Annotated in this window: 18 protein-coding genes; 13 read left to right on the forward strand and 5 right to left on the reverse strand. The window is 70.6% G+C overall.

Going from position 1 to position 16,700, the window contains the following annotated elements; all coding sequences use genetic code 11:
- Positions 1 to 34 precede the first annotated feature (34 nt).
- The gene (locus DMP23_RS12275) at positions 35 to 649 is read right to left on the reverse strand and encodes a TetR/AcrR family transcriptional regulator (RefSeq protein ID WP_037810767.1); all 615 of its coding nucleotides are present in this window, start codon (positions 647 to 649) and stop codon (positions 35 to 37) included.
- 212 nt (positions 650 to 861) lie between these two features.
- Between DMP23_RS12275 and DMP23_RS12280 the strand changes: the two genes are divergently transcribed.
- From DMP23_RS12280 to DMP23_RS12305, 6 genes are all read left to right on the forward strand, one after another.
- Positions 862 to 2,358 carry a hypothetical protein gene (locus DMP23_RS12280; protein WP_337821104.1) on the forward strand — a complete coding sequence of 499 codons (1,497 nt, stop codon included), beginning with the start codon at positions 862 to 864 and terminating at the stop codon, positions 2,356 to 2,358.
- Between the two features lie 18 nt (positions 2,359 to 2,376).
- Positions 2,377 to 3,579: an AAA family ATPase gene (locus DMP23_RS12285; protein ID WP_337821105.1), complete on the forward strand. Its 1,203-nt coding sequence runs from the start codon at positions 2,377 to 2,379 to the stop codon at positions 3,577 to 3,579.
- Positions 3,579 to 4,778 (forward strand): vWA domain-containing protein, encoded by a 1,200-nt coding sequence (locus DMP23_RS12290; RefSeq protein ID WP_337821106.1) that lies wholly within the window; start codon positions 3,579 to 3,581, stop codon positions 4,776 to 4,778. Before DMP23_RS12285 ends, DMP23_RS12290 begins: the two co-directional genes overlap by 1 nt.
- A 67-nt stretch (positions 4,779 to 4,845) precedes the next feature.
- Entirely contained in the window at positions 4,846 to 5,049 is a 204-nt protein-coding gene (locus DMP23_RS12295; protein ID WP_337821107.1) for a serine hydrolase domain-containing protein, read from the forward strand.
- Between the two features lie 351 nt (positions 5,050 to 5,400).
- The gene (locus tag DMP23_RS12300; RefSeq protein ID WP_337821108.1) at positions 5,401 to 5,778 is read left to right on the forward strand and encodes an STAS domain-containing protein; all 378 of its coding nucleotides are present in this window, start codon (positions 5,401 to 5,403) and stop codon (positions 5,776 to 5,778) included.
- Positions 5,779 to 5,853: 75 nt separating this feature from the next.
- Positions 5,854 to 6,669 (forward strand): DUF1206 domain-containing protein, encoded by an 816-nt coding sequence (locus DMP23_RS12305; protein WP_134729005.1) that lies wholly within the window; start codon positions 5,854 to 5,856, stop codon positions 6,667 to 6,669.
- Positions 6,670 to 6,936: 267 nt separating this feature from the next.
- On the opposite strand, the gene DMP23_RS12310 is transcribed toward DMP23_RS12305, so the two are convergent.
- A complete protein-coding gene (locus DMP23_RS12310) occupies positions 6,937 to 8,031 on the reverse strand; it encodes a glutamate--cysteine ligase (RefSeq protein ID WP_037810777.1) in 1,095 nt (364 codons plus the stop codon).
- 156 nt (positions 8,032 to 8,187) lie between these two features.
- Here DMP23_RS12310 and DMP23_RS12315 point away from each other — a divergent pair, with 156 nt between their 5' ends.
- Positions 8,188 to 8,667 (forward strand): hemerythrin domain-containing protein, encoded by a 480-nt coding sequence (locus tag DMP23_RS12315; protein ID WP_336161353.1) that lies wholly within the window; start codon positions 8,188 to 8,190, stop codon positions 8,665 to 8,667.
- Between the two features lie 34 nt (positions 8,668 to 8,701).
- On the opposite strand, the gene DMP23_RS12320 is transcribed toward DMP23_RS12315, so the two are convergent.
- Positions 8,702 to 9,565, reverse strand: a complete 864-nt coding sequence (locus tag DMP23_RS12320; RefSeq protein WP_337821109.1) for a serine hydrolase — start codon at positions 9,563 to 9,565, stop codon at positions 8,702 to 8,704.
- A 313-nt stretch (positions 9,566 to 9,878) separates the two neighbouring features.
- A complete protein-coding gene (locus DMP23_RS12325) occupies positions 9,879 to 10,052 on the reverse strand; it encodes a hypothetical protein (RefSeq protein ID WP_158691544.1) in 174 nt (57 codons plus the stop codon).
- A gap of 101 nt (positions 10,053 to 10,153) precedes the next feature.
- On the opposite strand from DMP23_RS12325, the gene DMP23_RS12330 reads away from it, so the two are divergent.
- The 4 genes from DMP23_RS12330 to DMP23_RS12345 all read left to right on the forward strand — a co-directional run bounded on the left by DMP23_RS12330 (position 10,154) and on the right by DMP23_RS12345 (position 13,611).
- A complete protein-coding gene (locus DMP23_RS12330; protein WP_337821110.1) occupies positions 10,154 to 11,620 on the forward strand; it encodes an aminotransferase class I/II-fold pyridoxal phosphate-dependent enzyme in 1,467 nt (488 codons plus the stop codon).
- A 19-nt stretch (positions 11,621 to 11,639) separates the two neighbouring features.
- The gene (locus DMP23_RS12335) at positions 11,640 to 11,810 is read left to right on the forward strand and encodes a hypothetical protein (protein ID WP_337824388.1); all 171 of its coding nucleotides are present in this window, start codon (positions 11,640 to 11,642) and stop codon (positions 11,808 to 11,810) included.
- Positions 11,811 to 11,845: 35 nt separating this feature from the next.
- A complete protein-coding gene (locus DMP23_RS12340) occupies positions 11,846 to 12,307 on the forward strand; it encodes a DUF6098 family protein (RefSeq protein WP_337821111.1) in 462 nt (153 codons plus the stop codon).
- 143 nt (positions 12,308 to 12,450) lie between these two features.
- Positions 12,451 to 13,611, forward strand: a complete 1,161-nt coding sequence (locus DMP23_RS12345; RefSeq protein ID WP_443111338.1) for an IS30 family transposase — start codon at positions 12,451 to 12,453, stop codon at positions 13,609 to 13,611.
- Between the two features lie 74 nt (positions 13,612 to 13,685).
- On the opposite strand, the gene DMP23_RS12350 is transcribed toward DMP23_RS12345, so the two are convergent.
- Entirely contained in the window at positions 13,686 to 14,702 is a 1,017-nt protein-coding gene (locus DMP23_RS12350; RefSeq protein WP_037810787.1) for a LacI family DNA-binding transcriptional regulator, read from the reverse strand.
- Positions 14,703 to 14,810: 108 nt separating this feature from the next.
- Here DMP23_RS12350 and DMP23_RS12355 point away from each other — a divergent pair, with 108 nt between their 5' ends.
- Together DMP23_RS12355 and DMP23_RS12360 are read left to right on the forward strand one after the other, a co-directional pair.
- The gene (locus DMP23_RS12355; protein WP_238605615.1) at positions 14,811 to 15,806 is read left to right on the forward strand and encodes an asparaginase; all 996 of its coding nucleotides are present in this window, start codon (positions 14,811 to 14,813) and stop codon (positions 15,804 to 15,806) included.
- Between the two features lie 2 nt (positions 15,807 to 15,808).
- The gene (locus tag DMP23_RS12360; RefSeq protein WP_043839932.1) at positions 15,809 to 16,690 is read left to right on the forward strand and encodes a polysaccharide deacetylase family protein; all 882 of its coding nucleotides are present in this window, start codon (positions 15,809 to 15,811) and stop codon (positions 16,688 to 16,690) included.
- The last annotated feature ends 10 nt before the right edge of the window (positions 16,691 to 16,700 follow it).

Genomic DNA, 16,700 nt, shown 5'->3' on the forward strand with positions numbered 1-16,700 from the left:
GACCGGGCGGGTTTCGCGTCCGGTCCACAAAGGACTATTTGGGGAGCCGGGTCAATCCGCTCAACGCGAGCCGCAACCCGCGCGCTTCCCACCGTTCGATGTCCGCGAAGTCGTCCGACCCGCCGTTCTGCACCCACTGGATCAGCGCGTGCCGCATCGTCTGGATCACCAGCAGCGCCGGAAGCTCGCGCAGGAACGGATCCTCGTCGAGTTCGTAATACCGCGCCAGAAATCGCGTCACCGCCTCGCTGAGCCCCTCGCACCACTCCACGAACCGGAGCCGGTACTGCGGCGTGTTGACGATCAGCGTCATGATCTGGTGGTCGTACTCCGGCACCTGCCGCCGGTTCAGCTCCGTGGTAAGCGCGGCCGTCAGGACCTCGACCGGGTCCGCGTCGTCCGGCGCGTCCTCGAGTCCCTGGAGGATGACCCGTTCGCTGCGGCGCAGCAGCGGCATCAGGACGTCCTCCTTGACCGGGAAGTGCCGGTGGAACGTCCGCGGGTTGATCCCGACGATCTCGCAGATCCGCTCGACAGTGACCGCCGTGTGGCCCTCGGCCACGAACAGGTCGCGTGCGGTGAGCGCGATGCTCATCCGCAGCTCCTCGGCCCGGCGCTCGGTGAGGGTCTGCCGTTTCGGCTCCGTCACCAGGACTCCCTCCCTGTCGCGTGCATGGACCGTAGCCGCCCGGACGCGCCTGGTGATGCCCGCTGACCGCTCTGCGGAACAACGCGCCGTCCGGCCACGGGTGTCAGAATATGACACGTTCCGGCGCGGCCCGCGGCGATCCTGCTACGCTCGGGTGTGATGAACGACTACTCGTGCAGATCGGAGGTTCCGTTCGCCCCAGGTGAGTGCTGATGCACCCATTCCCCGCGAACGAGAATCCTCGTCTTCTTTCCTGGGCGCGCGTGCGACAGTTCGCCGCGCCGCCGTCGATGATCGAGTCAGCGACTGCCCGCCGGGCCGCGGGCGACTGGGCCGGAGCCTGTGCTGCCGCCCGCGTCGACGTGGATCTGAACCTGCGAACGGCAAGCCGGATCCACGGCGCTGGGCTGGCCGCACAGATCCGCGCCGATCTCCGGCAGCTGGCTCCTGACCTGCTCCGCTGGCATTTCCCGAGAATCGCCCCGGACGGCCTGCTGCGTCCCGGACTCACCGTGTCCCTGGCCCGCTACGGCGACGTCCAGCTCGTCGCGCGCACGCCGCCGGCGTGGGCGGCTGCCGGGCAGCGGATCAGCCTTGCGCTGTGGTCGCCTTCGCAGCGCGGTGCCGGTCTGCATCCGCATCCCCGGCCTGACCGGCGTTATCGCCTGGATCTGCACCGCCACCTGTGGGATGTGCGCCGCGCGGGCGAGTTGGGGGAGCGGTCGGGGCGTTGGCCGCAGGGCCGGACCAGCCCGATCCTGCCCGGAACGGGCGAGTTTCGGGACCGGCCGGGGCATTGGCCGCCGGACCGGACCTGTTCGTTCCTGCCGGGAGCGGTCGAGTTGCAGGACCGGTCGGGCCGCTGGCCGCCGGACCGGAGCAGCTCGTTCCCGCCGGGAATGGGCCACAGCGCGGGCGAATTGCGCGAACGATCGAGCCGCTGCCCGCCGGACCGGAGCAGCCCGATCCCGCCCGAAATCGGCCACTGCGCCGTAGACCGCTGGCGCGCCGAGGCGGAGCTGCTGCTGCGCGCGGAGGGCAGCACGGACGGCCTCGTCTCCGTCCGGCTCACCTCCCGGCACCGGCTGACCCTGAACCTGGGCGGGCGAAACCCCACCCGCAGAATCCCGGTCCTGCCGGACGCCGCGACCCGGGTCCTGCCCGACCTGGAACTGCTCCACGCCGGACTGCTCGAAGCCAGTCAGCTGCATCCGCTCGTCGCGGCGGCACTCCGGCCCGGCCCTCGGCCCAGCACGGCACAAAACCCCAGCCACACAAGGAATCGTCACGTCGAATGCCGCGGTGCCACCCATCGGATCGGCGTAGTGGACGGCGTGCTCGTCCCGCTCGACCACGACCCCGACGAGATCCGCCGCGAGGAACTCCTGGGCGCGCTGGGCGGCCCTGAACTGCCGTGCCTGCGGGCAATCGATGAAGCACACCGGTCGCCGGAGAACCTCGTGGACGTCCGCGCGCGGCTGGACCACGGCGACGCCGCCGGTGCCCTCGCCGTCGTCGAAAGTCTGCTCGGACCGGACGTGCTCCTGCGCAGCGGAGCCCTGCGCGAAGAACTCGAAACGGCTGTGCGCGGCCAGGTCGTCCACGGTCTCTACCGGGCTGGACTCGCCGGTCGAGGACCCCTTCGGTCCGCTCCGGACACCACCCGGCGTGCGCGCCGCCGCCACTCGCTGAACCAACCCCAAAGGTGATCAAAACTGTCTGCTGCCATGGAAATCTCCGCTGAAACCCGACGCCCGCTGGACGTCGCCGCCGATCTGCTCGCCCTCCTGGACGACACGAAAACCGAACCGCGCCCCGACAGTCAGCTGGAAGCCTTGACGCTGGCCGTGTCCGCCGATCTGCCGGTGCTGCTGTGGGGCGAGCCCGGCATCGGCAAGACCGCCGCGCTGAACCACCTCGCCGAGGCGCTCGAACTCCCGCTGACGACGGTGATCGCCAGCGTGCACGAACCGTCCGACTTCTCCGGCCTGCCGGTGGTCGGCGACGACCCCGCCGTGCAGGGCGTGCCGATGGCTCCGCCGGACTGGGCCGTGCGCCTGGTCCAAGCGGGGCGGGGATTGCTGTTCCTGGACGAGCTTTCCACCGCCCCGCCCGCCGTCCAGGCCGCGCTGCTGCGGGTCGTGCTGGAACGACGGGTCGGGGCCCTGCGGCTTCCGCCGGGTGTCCGGATCGTGGCCGCCGCGAACCCGCGTTCCTCCGCGGCCGACGGCTGGGAGCTGAGCCCGCCGCTGGCCAACCGCTTCGTGCACCTGCAGTGGACCTACGACCACGACGTCGTGGTACGCGGACTCGGCGGGACGTGGCCGAAGGCAGCGCTGCCCGAGCTGGACCCACGACAGTTGCCGGACGCCGTGACGTTCGCCCGCCGCGCGGTCTGCGGATTGCTAACCACCCGGCCCGGCCTCGTGCACCAACTGCCGAAGAGCGAAACCCGCCGCGGCGGTCCGTGGCCCTCGCCACGCAGCTGGGAAATGACCCTGCGCCTGATCGCCTTCGCCACCGCTGCGGGCGCCTCCCGGGAAGTGCTGTCCATGCTGGTCAGGGGCACGGTCGGCGACGGACCGGGCCTGGAGCTGCTGGCCAGCCTGGACCAAATGGACTTGCCGGATCCGGAAGCCTTGCTCGCGAACCCGCACACAGCCGTCTTGCCCGAACGCGGCGACCTCCGCCAGACCGTGCTCGACGGTGTGGTGGAAGCGGTACGGAAGCGACCGGATCAGTCCCGCTGGGACGCGGCGTGGTCGCTGCTGGTGCTGGCACTGGAAACCGGCGCGCCGGACCTGGTGGTCGTGCCCGCGTCGACACTCGCCTCGCTGCGCCGCGACGACTGGCAGGTCCCAGCGGCGATCGAGCGGATTTCCGGAGCGGTCGCCTTGTCCCGGCGCGCGGACCGCGCGGGGGAGAAGTGATGGACGAGGAGAAGCTCTACGCCGCGCGGCTATACGCCGTCCGGCAGCGACCGTATCTGGCGACTGCGCTGTTCGCCTTGCACGTGGTGGAGTCACGGAGAGTGCCGACGATGGCCGTCGACCGCCACTGGCGCTGCTACGTGTCGCCGGGCTTCGTGGACCGCATGCCGCTGGAGGAGCTGGCCGGGGTCTGGGTGCACGAGGTCTCCCACCTGCTGCGCGACCACCACGGCCGCAGCGACCGGTTCGCCGCGGAACACGAGCTCACCGGGCCGGGGGAGCGATTGCGGATGAACATCGCCGCCGACTGCGAAATCAACGACGACGTCTTCGGCGACGGCCTGGTCCGGCCCGAGGGCACCGTCGACCCGCAGTTGCTCAGGCTGCGCGAGGGGGAGCTGATGGAGGAATACCTGACGCAATTCCGCCTCGGCCCCTACACCGTGGGTTACGCCTGGCTCGACTGCGGTAGCGGCGCCGACGGTCTGGACCGGGAATGGGAGCTGGGCCCGGACGGCGCGAACGCACTCAGCGAGCAGGAACGAGACGCCGTCCGGTTCCGCGTCGCGCAAGGCATCAACGGCAACCCCGGCGCGGTCCCGGCGGGCTGGAAACGCTGGGCCGAGGAAGCGTTTCACCCGCCGCAACCGTGGCGGAAACTGCTGGGCGCGGCCCTCCGATCGGCGATTTCCGGTGCGGGCGAGGATTACACCTACGGCCGTCCCGCGCGCAGATCGGCCAGCCTGCCCGGCATCGTCCTGCCGAGCCTGCGCCGCCGGCCGCCGCAGGTTTGCGTCATCGTCGACACTTCCGGCTCGGTGAGCGACGCCGAATTGGGCAGCGCAATCCTCGAAATCGCCGAGATCGTCCGCGCGGTCGGCGGTCGACGCGATCTGGTTTCGGTGCTGTCGTGCGACGCCGCCGCGTATGTCACGCAGTTGTGCCGAGACGAGGGAATCCCGTTGCTGGGCGGCGGCGGGACGGATCTGTGCGCCGGCTTCGCCGAAGCGCTGAAGGGCAGCCCGCGCCCGGACGTCCTCGTGGCGCTGACCGACGGCCAAACCCCTTGGCCCGCCGCGAAACCGCCGTGCCGGACAGTGGTGGGCCTGTTCCGCCGGGAACATCAGGTGAACGAAAACGATCCCGATTACCGGCCGGAGGCCCCGCCCGATTGGGCCCGGGTGGTCACGGTGGGATGAGCTACCTTCGGAGAATGTCTTTCACCGGCCTCGACGCCTGGCTGAGCGCCCGAGCCGCCGGTGGGCGGTGCCGAACCGGCTTGCCGTCCGGTTCGATACGGCGTCCATCACCAAGCCCTTCACGGCGGTGGCCGCCTTGCAGCTGGTGGACGAGGGACGGCTGGAGCTGGACACGCCGATCACCGAGATCGTCGACTTGCCCCGGACGCGCCACCATTTGCCGAATTTCGCCGCCAAGCCACCGAATTTCCCGCCGGGGGAGGGGGCATGACCGCGTCGGATTTCTTCGACCGCCGGGAAGCGGTGGTGGACATTGCCGAGGGCTGCGATCCGGTCGTCGATGCCGGGGGCGGGTCACCGGGTGGCGGCAGAACATCTTCAGCTACCCGCCGATCGGCGCGCGGTCATGTCGAACGCGGAGTACGGCAGCCTTGCTGTGATCCGCGAAATCGACCGGCGGATCGAGGACGCCTGACGCCCTCGCGTACCGCCGGCCGGGTGAGGCAGGGTTGCGCAAAACGGGCGCCCCGAAGGTATGTTGGCGGCATCGCCGGTCTCGCCGCACCCGACCAGCCGAACGAGGGGGCGTTCCGACCGCAGGCCCGGCCCCGCGAAGTCGACTGTGGTCACCCTCGCCGGAGACCTCGACGCCGCCGACGTTCCCCGGCTCCGCCGGATCGTGTCCGGCGAACTCGGGCTGCTGCCGCCCGCCCTGCTCGTGGACCTGACCGAGGTGCCGTTCTGCTCGGCCCGGGTCCTGAAATCCCTCGCCGAGCAGGCCGAGAACGCCCGCGGCGCCGGCGTGCGGTTCGCGGTGGTCGCGCAACAGCGGGCTGTGCTGCGTCCACTGGCGTTGCTGGGTCTCAACCGCGTGCTGCCCGTCGTGCGCAGCCTCGACGACGCCGTTCTGAACGCGCGCACGCGCCGCAGAACCGCGCAGCCGGTCCCGGTGCCACCCTGGCTCGAGCGAGCGCGTCCTCTGTGGACTTACCCTCCGTGAGCCCGGCTCACCGAGGTGGCGGATTGCGCCACCTGGCCCAGTGGTAGCGGGGGCAACAGCGGGTATCCCCACCCCATGAACCGGATCGCCGCCAAGGTCGCCCGAGGCGAAAAGACCGACACCGCCCAGCTGCTCGGCCGGGCCGGAATGGTTTGTTACGCGCTCGTCCACCTCATCCTCGCCTACCTCGCCCTGCGGGTCGCCTTCGGCAGCGGCGGACAGCCCGATCAGAAGGGCGCGTTGCAAGAGGTCGGATCGACGGCGTTCGGCCAGGTCCTGCTGTGGGTGCTCGCGGCCGGGCTCGTCGCGTTCGGGTTGTGGCAGTTCCTGATGGCCGCGACCGGATACACCTGGACCAGCGGCGGAAAACGGACGCGCAAACGGTTTGGCGCCGCGGCGCGAGGAATCGTCGTGCTCGCAATCGGCGCCACCGCCTTCCGCCTCGCCGCGGGCCAGGGCGGCGGTGGTTCGAGCGACCAGACCCAGCAGGAATTCACCGCGAAGCTGCTCCAGCTGCCCGCCGGCCCCGCACTCGTGGTGGCCGCCGCCGCGATCGTGCTCGGCGTCGCCGTCGCGGCCGGGGTCAAGGGCGTGAAGCAGAGTTTCCTCGAGGATCTCGACCTCGCCGGGCTGCCCGGCAAGACCCGCCGCTGGGTCGGATGGCTGGGCAGCACCGGATACCTGGCGAAGGCGGTCGTTTTCGCGGTGACCGCGTTCCTGCTGGGCTACGCCGGTTTCCGCTCCGACGCGAAACAGGCGGGCGGGTTGGATGCCAGCCTCAAAACCCTCGCCGCCCAGCCGTTCGGCGCGGTGCTGCTGACGGTGGTGGCGCTCGGTCTCGCGGCGTTCGGTGTTTATTGCTTGGCTGCGGCGTGGGCGCATCGGCGGTGAAGGGTGCGCCTGCGAGCAGGTCCGTGACGTCGCTCGCCGCGTCCCCGTTCGGCGCGTTTATCGTCTGGCACCGCTCTCCTGACCGGCCCGCAGTCAGGGAGTACATGCGCGCAAGTCCACGACATCCCCGCCGCGGCCTCGCTCTGCGAACCGGTTCCGTTGCCGGTCCGCGCCGCAGCCTTCGGCGCACAGTTGCGCTGTGGGTTCCTGCGCGGATCTCGGATGAGGTCAGCTCGGCCAGAGCGGTGTTGCTGACGGGCCTGGCGGTCAGGGATTGCCCGCGAGCAAGTCCACGACATCCTCGCCCCGCCCCCGCTCTGCGAACCGCCGCCGTTGCCGGTCCGCGCCGCAGCCCTCGGCGCAAAGCTGTGCCGTCGCCTCCTGCGCGAACTCCAGATCCCCGGCCGATTCCAGCGCGGACGACGTCACCTCAATCAAATCCGCGAGCACCGCCTTCGCCGGGGCCAAATCGCCGCTGCGCGGGTGCGGGCAACAGCCGCTGATGCCGTCCCGCGACGCGCGCCAGAGGTGGGCGCGCAGCACCTCGTTCGGCAGGTCCGGCGGGGGATTGTCGTCCGCCAGTGCGGTGGCGACCAGGCCTCGCGCGAGCACGCCGAGCAAGACCGCCTCCTCGGGCGTCGCGGCGACGTCGGCGATGCGGAACTCGATTGTCGGCTGCTTCTCCGAGAGCCGGGCGTCCCAGTAGACCATCCCGCGGTCGAGGATCGCGCCCGAGCGCAGCCACGCGTCGACGACGCTTTCGTACTCGTCGAGCGACGCGAACCGCGGGGGCGGTCCGGCCGAGGGCCAGCGGCTCCATTGCTGGTAGCGCCAGCTGCGGTAACCGGTGTCGTAGCCGTCGGCGATCGCGGAATTCGCGGTCACGGTCAGCAGCGCGGGCAGCCACGGCCGGATCCGCCCGAGCACCTGGATGCCGGTCTCCTTGTCCGGTATCGCGACGTGCACGTGGCAGCCGCAGGTCAGCGACGTCCGCGCGGTCGCCCCGAAATGCTCGCCGATCCGCTCGTAACGCGGACTCGGCGTGACGTCCGGCAAACCCTCCTCCGACACCGGCGGCGAGGCCGCGGGCAGCAACCGGCGGTTCTGCCGCCGCGCGGCCGCCGCCAGGTCTTCGCGCAACTCGCGCAGCCGCTGCAGTGCCTCGCCACGGGTCCGGCAGACGTCGGTGGCGATCTCGGCCTGCGCCCGGGTCAGTTCGTGCTGCAGTTCGCCGTTGTCGCCGCCCGTTTCCGCGGCGCGGTCGACGACGTCGTCCGCCTGGGCCAGCCGGCCGTCGCGGTCGACGACGAAGAACTCCTCCTCGATGCCGAAGGTCAGCTCGTCGCCGGTCTGGTCGTTCACCGAGGTTCTCCTGGGGTCGGGGGGCATCGGAGTACCCCGGCGGCCTCGCGCGCAAACGACGTTTTCCCGGCCCGGAAAAGGGTAATCCGCGGGCCAAGAAACGGCGGGCGGGCGACTCTGCGCTGCCCGCGCCCGGACCGCGCTGGGAGGACCCCGATGTCGACCGACGCGATCGTGCTGCTCAAGAACGACCACAAGACGGTGGAGAAGCTTTTCAAGGAGTTCGAGAAAGCGGGCGACAAGGCTTACCGGAAAAAGCGCCGCATCGTCGACTCGATCATCGAAGAACTCACCATTCACGCCTACATCGAGGAAGAGATCTTCTACCCGGCGGCCAAGGAAGCCGTGCCGGAGACCAAGGACCACGTCCTGGAAAGCGTCGAGGAGCACCACGTCGTGGTGTGGATGCTGTCGGAGCTGCTCGACCTGGACCCGGAGGACGAAACCTTCGACGCGAAGGTGACCGTCCTGACCGAAAACGTCCGCCACCACGTCGAGGAAGAAGAGGACGAGTGGTTCCCGGAGGTCCGCTCGGCCATGGGCCGAAAGCAGTTGCAGGAATTGGGGCAGCGGATGATCGACGCGCGGCCGGACGCGCCGAAGAATCCGCTGAAACTGCAGAGCGCCAAAGCATGAACTGAGAGCACGCGCGTGTCCACAAAGGACGAACTCAGGTGAGTTTGCCGTTGGCGACAAGCGAATCCTTCAACGCCCCCGTGGCCGTAGTGAGCGCCTTGGTCGCGGTCCCGACATCGATGCTGTCGTCCCACGTGCTCATCACCGCGACCGCGAACGTCCGCGACCCGGTCCGGACCAGACCGGTCGTGTTGAGCACCCGCCGCCCCTCCGACGTGCCCCAGCCCTGTTTGATCGCCCACGTCGCACCGGGGAAGGCGCGCGGGATCCCGAAATGCTGGTCGAATCCGTCGGCGGCGGTGAGCGGGGCGCTTTCCAGCGCCTCGGTCAGAAAATCGCGTTCGTCGGCGGACCGTGCCGAGGTGATGTGCCGGTACACCGTGACGACGTCCTCCGGCGACATCTTCGTCGACCCCCACTGGCCGGGATCGTCGGGCGGCGAAGTGTGCGTGAGCCCCAGCTTCCCGGCCTGCCGCCGGACGATCGCCGGTCCGCCGAGTTGCTGCCAGAACCGGCTGGCGACCCGGTCGTCGCTGGCCGCGAGCATGGCGTGGACGGCGTCGCTGTCTTCGGGGACTCCGGACCGGTCGAGGAGATCAAGCGCGATGAGCAGTTTCACCACCGACGCCGTCGGCTGCGGCTGATCGGCCTTCCAACCGACCTCCACCGCGCACGCGTCGAGGTCGACGACCTCCATTTCGAGCCGGGGGTCGTTCCCGTTGCTCAGCAACGCTTTCCGGGCGTCCGCGACGGCTCCGGGATGCTTGCCCGCCGTCGAAGCCGGGGTCGTTCCGCACGCGGCTTGCCAGTCGGTGCCGCCGGAGTCGGCGGCCAGGCAGATCGCGGCGACCAGACCTCCCGCGACGGCGAGCGCGGCGAGCCCCACGAGCATCTTCATCGATGCGCACTCCTTCGGCAACGGTCCGCTTCTGCGGGAAGCGGGAGCGCTCCGAAGGTAGGGAGGCAGGCGGACGGACAGGATCGTCCGAAAAGTCCGTCCATTCAGGCCAGTCGGCGGGCAACCCCGTCCCGGCATCGGCCATCTGGCCGACCCGCGCCGCGCTGACCTGCGACGATTCGGCCGTCGACAGGGGTGCGGCGACGGCGGTCGAGGGTGCGCACAAAGCGACGGCGGCGAAAGCCGGAGGACGTTCAGGCGCCTGCGCCTGCCCGATCATCCCTCTTCGCCGTCGTCGGTCCCGGGGTTTCGCTCAATCGGTTTCCGGCTGCTGCCACGCTCTTCCGGCCCGCTGGGCGGCCAGCTGGATCTCGTCGCCGACCTCCTGCCAGTTCTGGTCCGTCGGGTCGTGGTCGCCGATCCACGTGCGCCGCGGCGTCGCGAGCGAGCCGCCTGCCTGCTGCGGTTGTTCTGTCATCTGAGTCATGATTCCTCCGTCTCCGGGTGAAGACCAGCGGGGATTACCCCTTCCGGGGCGCCTGAAACGGGTCGTTGTTTGAGATCGGCCCGGCTGGGTAAGCAGGGCGGGTGGCCGATCATTCCCGCGCACCAGTGCTCGAGGCGATCCGGCGGTTCCGCGCGTCCGGGCACGTGTCCTTCCTGCCGCCCGGGCACAAACAGGGCCGCGGCGCCGACCCCCGGCTGACGGAGATCGTCGGCCGCGACGTGTTCGCCTCGGACATCATCCTGATGAACGGGCTCGACGACCGGGCGCTGACCCGCGGCGTGCTGAACGAGGCCGAAGACCTCATGGCGGACGCGGTGCACGCGGACCGCGCGTTCTTCTCGACCTGCGGCAGTTCGCTGTCGGTCAAATCGGCGATGCTGTCGGTCGCGGGTCCGGGCGAAGAGCTGCTGATTTCCCGGAACGTGCACAAATCCGTGGTCGCCGGGCTCATCCTGAGCGGCGTCCGGCCGGTGTGGGTGTCCCCGCGCTGGGACCGGACCCTGCACTTCGCCCATCCGCCCGGTCCGGAAGAAACCGAGGCGGCCTTCGCGGAACACCCGGCAGCGAAGGGAATGCTGCTGATCACGCCGACCGATTACGGGTCCTGCGCGGACATCCGCGGCGTCGCGCGGATCTGCCACGAGCGCGGGGCGCCGCTGATCGTCGACGAAGCCTGGGGCGCGCACTTCCCGTTCCACCCGGACCTGCCGGCGTGGGCGATGGACGCGGGCGCCGACCTGTGCGTGACGAGCGTGCACAAGATGGGCGCGGGCCTGGAACAGGGCTCGGTCTACCACCTGCGCGGCGACCTGGTCGACGCCGACGTGCTCGCCATGCGCGCCGACCTGCTCGACACGACCAGCCCGTCGTCGCTCGTCTACGCCGGACTCGACGGCTGGCGCAGGCAGATGGTCGAGCACGGAAAAGGCCTGCTCGACACTGTGCTGGAGCTGGCCGCGGACACCCGGAAGCGGCTGGCCGGAATCGCCGGGATCACCGTGCTGGGCGACGCCGAACTCCTCGGCCCCGGCCGGGCGGACGACCGGGATCCGCTGAAAATGCTGATCGACGTGTCCGGCCTCGGCTGCTCCGGCTACGACGCGAACCACTGGCTGCGCGAACACCAGCGGGTCGACGTCGGACTCTCCGACCATCGCCGGATCGCCGCCCAGCTGACCGTCGGCGACGACGAGGAGACGGCCGCCCGGCTGGTCGAGGCGCTGCAAGCGTTGTCCGATCACGCCGATGAGCTGCCCCGCGCGAAACCGGTGGACCTGCCCGCGCCCGAGGACCTGGAACCGGACCAAGCGATGCTGCCGCGCGACGCGTTCTTCGGCCCGGCCGAACAGATCCCGGTCGAGAAGGCCGCTGGACGGATCGTCGCCGAAACGATGAGCCCGTACCCGCCCGGCGTCCCGGCCGTGCTGCCCGGCGAGGTGCTGACCCGTCCGATGCTCGACTACCTGCGAAGCGGGGTGGCTGCGGGTATGTTCCTGCCCGATCCGGTGGATCCGTTGCTGCGCGGCGTGCGGGTCGTCGCCCGCTGAGGTTGCCTCCGCTGGACGGATTGTCGCGGAAACGATGAGCCCGTACCCGCCGGGTGTCCCGGCGGTGTTGCCCGGCGAGGTGCTGACCCGGCCGATGCTCGACTACCTGCGAAGCGGGGTCGCCGCGGGCATGTTCCTGCCCGATCCGGTGGATCCGTTGCTGCGGGGCGTGCGGGTCGTCGCCCGCTGAGGTTGCCTCCGCCGGACGCGGGTAATCCCGGGCCCATGACGGAATGGGACAACCGGCTGCCCGTCGTGCGCGACCTCGACGAACTGGTCTCGGCGTTCCGCCGGGCCGGCGAGGACGACCTGTACGTCCGGTGGTCGCGCGGCCCGGACGCGGACCTGCGCTCCGGCGAGGAAAGCCGCGACGGGCTCACCGGGATGCTGCTGCCGGGACTGTCGGCGAACTCGCTGGCGCGGCAGCTGTGGTGGCGCGGCCGCTCGCTCCGGCTGTGGCTGGCCCGGCGCCTGCACGACTACCAGCACCTGCGCGAACGCGGCGGCCCCGGCGTGCGTCCGTGGCTGTTGCGGGGCAGGGAGATCGCGCGGGGCCCGGACAACGAGCCGCTGGTCGTGGACGCGGAGCCGCTGGCCTGGATCGAGGACGCCGTCATGCACGAAGCGCTGCGGCTGGTCGATCAGGAAGCCCCCGCGGACTGGGGCTCCATGGACCGGCAATCGTGACCTGCCACCGCGTCGCGGACCGGTCGTGAGGGGAACCCTGCGGGAATCAGCTTGGGTTCTAGTGGTGGTTGCAACGCCTGAGTTGTGCAGGGGTTGCAGTGGTCGTGGTCGGGCGTGGTCGGGCTCCGCGGGGCCGGGTGAGGCTGGCGGCGGAACGCCGCCGCTATTTTGATCTTGTGGCGGAGGGCGTGGGCACGGTCGAGGCGTGCCGCAGGGTCGGGGTCGACCGCAGGACCGGGCACTATTGGCGGCACGGGCGGCCGAGCCGGGCGGGCGCGACCGCGCGTCCGGCCGCGCGGCCCGGGCCGGACTCGGGCCGGTTCCTGAGCGCGGGCGAGCGGATCGCGATCGCGGACGGGCTGGCGGCGGGCCGCTCGCGGCGGGCGATCGCGGCCGAGCTGGGCCGCAGCCCGTCCACGATCAGCCGGGAGATCGCCCGCAACGCCCGCCCCTGCGGCGAATACCGGCCCCACGCCGCCCACGACCTCGCCCGGGCACGGCGTCCGCGACCGAAAACAGGCAAGATCGCGGCCTGCCCCGAACTGCGGGACCGGGTGCAGGCGATGCTGACCGACAAATTCAGCCCGGAGCAGATCGCCGCCCGGCTGCGCCGCGACCACCCCGACCGGCCGGAGCTGCACGTGACCCACGAAACGATCTACCAGGCCCTCTACGTCCAAGGCCGCGGCGAACTGCGCCGCGAGCTGGCCCGCGCCCTGCGCACCGGCCGCACCATGCGCAAACCCCGCGCCAGCGGCGAACAACGCCGGCCCCGCTTCGCCGAACCCATGGTCATGATCAGCGACCGGCCCGCCGAAGCCGCCGACCGCGCCGTCCCCGGCCATTGGGAAGGCGACCTGATCATCGGCAAGGACAACGCTTCCGCCATCGCCACCCTCGTCGACCGCTCCACCCGCTACACCCTGCTCGTCGCGCTGCCCGACGGCCGCGGCGCCGACGCCGTCCGCGACGCCCTCGCCGACACCGCCGCGACCCTGCCCGCGCACTTGCGACGATCCCTGACCTGGGACCAGGGCAGCGAAATGGGCCGCCACCACGAATTCACCGTCGCCACCGGCATCCCCGTCTACTTCTGCGACCCCCACAGCCCCTGGCAACGCGGCAGCAACGAAAACACCAACGGCCTGCTGCGCCAGTACTTCCCCAAAAGCACCGACCTCTCAGTCCACACCCCCGAACACCTCGCCGCCGTCGCCGCACAACTCAACCGCCGACCCCGCAAAACACTCAACTGGGACACCCCAGCCGAACGCCTCGCTACACTCCTCGCCGAAACCAGTTGAACCACCCGCGTTGCAACAACCCCTCGAATCCACCCAGATTCCCTCAGGGTTCCCCTCACAGACTTCTGCGGAACTCACCCGACCGTCGACGCCCGCACGATCAGCTCCGGCTGCAGCCGCTCCGATTCCACCTCTTGCCCGGCCAGCTTGCGCAGCAGCGTCGCCAGCGCCCGGCGTCCCATCTCGTGCATCGGCGACCGGATCGTGGTGAGCGGGATGGAGATCGACGCGGCGAGGGGAGTGTCGTTGTAGCCGACCAGCGCGACGTCCTCGGGGATCTGGAGTCCCTTGTCCCGCAAGGAACCCATCGCGCCGATCGCGGCGAAGTCGTTGGTCGCGAAGATCGCGTCCGGATAGGGCTTGCGCGCCAGCAGCTGATCGGCGGCCTCGCGTCCGGCGGCCGCGTCGAAGCCGTTGTAGACGATGCGGTGCGCGGGAATTTCGATCCCGGCCTCGGCGAAGCGGTCGACCAGCCCCTGGGTCCGTTCCTGCGCGGTCGACGCGAACGGGAGCCCGGCGACGATCGCGACGTCCCGGCGGCCGGTCTCCAGCAGATGGTCGGCGATCAGCCGCCCGCCCGCCGGGTCGTCGCAGGTGATCGAGACGTGCCTGCCGAGCCTGCGCGAGGTCAGCACGAACGGGACGCCGGTTTCGGCGAGGCCGTCGAGGAACGTGTCGTCGGAGTGCGCGTCGCCGAAGATCAGCCCGTCCACCCGGCGGTCCAGCATCTGCTGGGTGCGCTGGCGCTGCAGTTCCGGGTTGTCGAGCGAGTTCGTGACGTAGGTCGAGATCCCGGCCTCGGTCGCGGCCTCGTCGATGCCCTCGTAGATCGTCGCCAGCACGAAGTCCTGCAGCCGGGGGACCAGCACGCCGATCACGTTCGACCGGGCGGTGCGCAGGCTCGCGGCGTGCGGATTGCGGCGGTATCCGTTGCGCTCGGCCGAGTCGAGGATCGCCGCGACCTTCTCCGGCGACGCCCAGCGCTCCGGATGCTCTTCCGCCGGATTGAGCACCCGGGACACCGTCGTCACGCTGACGCCCACGTCCTCGGCGATCATCCGCTGGGTGAAGGGCCGCACGGTCGCGGGCATCTGCCTCCTGTCGTCGGGCTTCAGTATGCCCGGCCCGCGCGCACCTCGCCACAAACGATTGACACAAACGATTGACACAAACGTTTGTGTAGCTCACACTCAACGCCCATGACGCACATCGTGGTCCTGGCCACCGGGGGCACCATCGCCTCCCGCACGGGTCCCGGCGGAGCCTCGGTCGCCGCCGACGGAGCCGGCGCGCTGCTCGCGGCGGCCGGGCAAGACCCCGCCGTCAAGGTCGAACCGGTCGACGTGCTGCGGGAGAACTCGTTCAACCTGACTCTGGAAGACCTGGCCTCGATCGCCGAGGCGGTGCGCGCCCAGCTGGCCCGCCCCGAGGTGGACGGCATCGTCCTCACCCACGGCACCGACACGATCGAGGAGACGGCGTTCCTGCTGGACCTGGTCCACGACGACGACCGGCCGGTGGTGCTCACCGGCGCGCAGATCGCGCCCGACCGCGACGGCTCCGACGGGCCCCGCAACCTGCGGCAGGCGATCGCCGTCGCGGCCGCGCCCGAGGCCCGCGGGCTCGGCGTGCTGGTCTCGTTCGCCGGCGAGCTTTTCGCCGCGCGGGGCCTGCGAAAGGCGCACACCCTGCTGCCGCAGCCGTTCGCCGCGCAGTCCGGCGGACCGATCGGGCAGGTGCTCGACGACGGCCCGCTGATCACCGCCCGGCCGGTCCGGTCCGCGCCGCTTCCGTTGCCCGGTCCCGGATTCGGCTCGCTCCGCGTCGAAACGCTGACCCTCTCGCCCGGCGCGACCCCGGAACTGCTCGACCACCTCGTCGAGCAGCGGACGCCCGGGATCGTGCTGGCCGGGACCGGTTCCGGGAACCTCAACCGCGGCTACCTGCGCTCGCTGCGCACGGCCGTCGACGCCGGGACCGTCGTGGCGCTGTCGAGCCGGGTCCCGTTCGGACCGGGTGCCGCCATCTACGGCAGCGGCGGCGCGGTCGACGCGATCGCCGCCGGCGCGGTCCCGGCGACCGCCCTCCCGTTCACGCAGACGCGGATCCTGCTCGCGCTGCTGCTGTCCCGTTTTCCCGCCGACGACGCCGCCGACCGGCTGCGCCGCCGCGCGAACCGTGAGAAAGGAATCTGAGCATGGCCAAGGAAATTTTCGTCGCCTTCGGCATCGACGTGGACGCCGTCGGCGGCTGGCTCGGGTCGTACGGCGGCGAGGACTCGCCGGGCGACATCTCGCGCGGCATCTTCGCCGGCGAGGTCGGCGTGCCGCGGCTGAACCAGCTGCTCGCTCGCTACGGCCTCCCGGCGACCTGGTTCTGGCCCGGCCACTCGATCGAAACCTTCCCCGAGCAGTTCGAGCAGGTGGTCGCGGCGGGCCACGAGATCGGCCTGCACGGCTACAGCCACGAGAACCCGATCGCGATGACCCGCGCGCAGGAATCGGAGATCCTCGACTACTGCCTGGAGCTGATCCAGGCGCGCACCGGCACGCGGCCGACCGGGTACGTCGCGCCGTGGTGGGAATTCTCGCCGGTCACCAACGAACTGCTGGTGGAGCGGAAGATCCGCTACGACCACTCGCTGATGCACCGCGACTTCACGCCGTACTACGTCCGGGTCGGCGACTCCTGGAGCAAGATCGACTACGACAAGCCGGCCTCGACCTGGATGAAGCCGCTGGTCCGCGGCGCCGAGACCGACCTGGTCGAGATCCCGGCCAGCTGGTACCTCGACGACCTGCCGCCGATGATGTTCGTCAAGTCCAGCCCGAACAGCCACGGCTTCGTCAACCCGCGCCACCTCGAAGAGATCTGGCGCGACCAGTTCGACTGGGTCTACCGCGAACTCGACTACGCGGTCTTCACCTTCACCGTGCACCCCGACGTGTCCGGCCGCCCGCAGGTGCTGCTGATGCTGGAGCGGCTGATCGAGCACATCAACGGGCACGAGGGCGTCCGCTGGGCGACCTTCGACCAGATCGCGCAGGACTTCCAGGCGCGTTTCCCGCGCACCGCCTGACCCGGCTCAC

The organism is Amycolatopsis sp. A1MSW2902 (assembly GCF_017312175.1).
Lineage (GTDB): Bacteria > Actinomycetota > Actinomycetes > Mycobacteriales > Pseudonocardiaceae > Amycolatopsis > Amycolatopsis nivea.

Coding starts and splice junctions, on each gene's coding strand:
- DMP23_RS12280 (WP_337821104.1), top strand. CDS start 862: ATGCACCCATTCCCCGCGAACGAGAATCCTCGTCTTCTTTCCTGGGCG.
- DMP23_RS12325 (WP_158691544.1), bottom strand. CDS start 10,052: ATGACTCAGATGACAGAACAACCGCAGCAGGCAGGCGGCTCGCTCGCG.
- DMP23_RS12285 (WP_337821105.1), top strand. CDS start 2,377: ATGGAAATCTCCGCTGAAACCCGACGCCCGCTGGACGTCGCCGCCGAT.
- DMP23_RS12315 (WP_336161353.1), top strand. CDS start 8,188: ATGTCGACCGACGCGATCGTGCTGCTCAAGAACGACCACAAGACGGTG.
- DMP23_RS12355 (WP_238605615.1), top strand. CDS start 14,811: ATGACGCACATCGTGGTCCTGGCCACCGGGGGCACCATCGCCTCCCGC.
- DMP23_RS12350 (WP_037810787.1), bottom strand. CDS start 14,702: ATGCCCGCGACCGTGCGGCCCTTCACCCAGCGGATGATCGCCGAGGAC.
- DMP23_RS12340 (WP_337821111.1), top strand. CDS start 11,846: ATGACGGAATGGGACAACCGGCTGCCCGTCGTGCGCGACCTCGACGAA.
- DMP23_RS12290 (WP_337821106.1), top strand. CDS start 3,579: ATGGACGAGGAGAAGCTCTACGCCGCGCGGCTATACGCCGTCCGGCAG.
- DMP23_RS12360 (WP_043839932.1), top strand. CDS start 15,809: ATGGCCAAGGAAATTTTCGTCGCCTTCGGCATCGACGTGGACGCCGTC.
- DMP23_RS12320 (WP_337821109.1), bottom strand. CDS start 9,565: ATGAAGATGCTCGTGGGGCTCGCCGCGCTCGCCGTCGCGGGAGGTCTG.
- DMP23_RS12305 (WP_134729005.1), top strand. CDS start 5,854: ATGAACCGGATCGCCGCCAAGGTCGCCCGAGGCGAAAAGACCGACACC.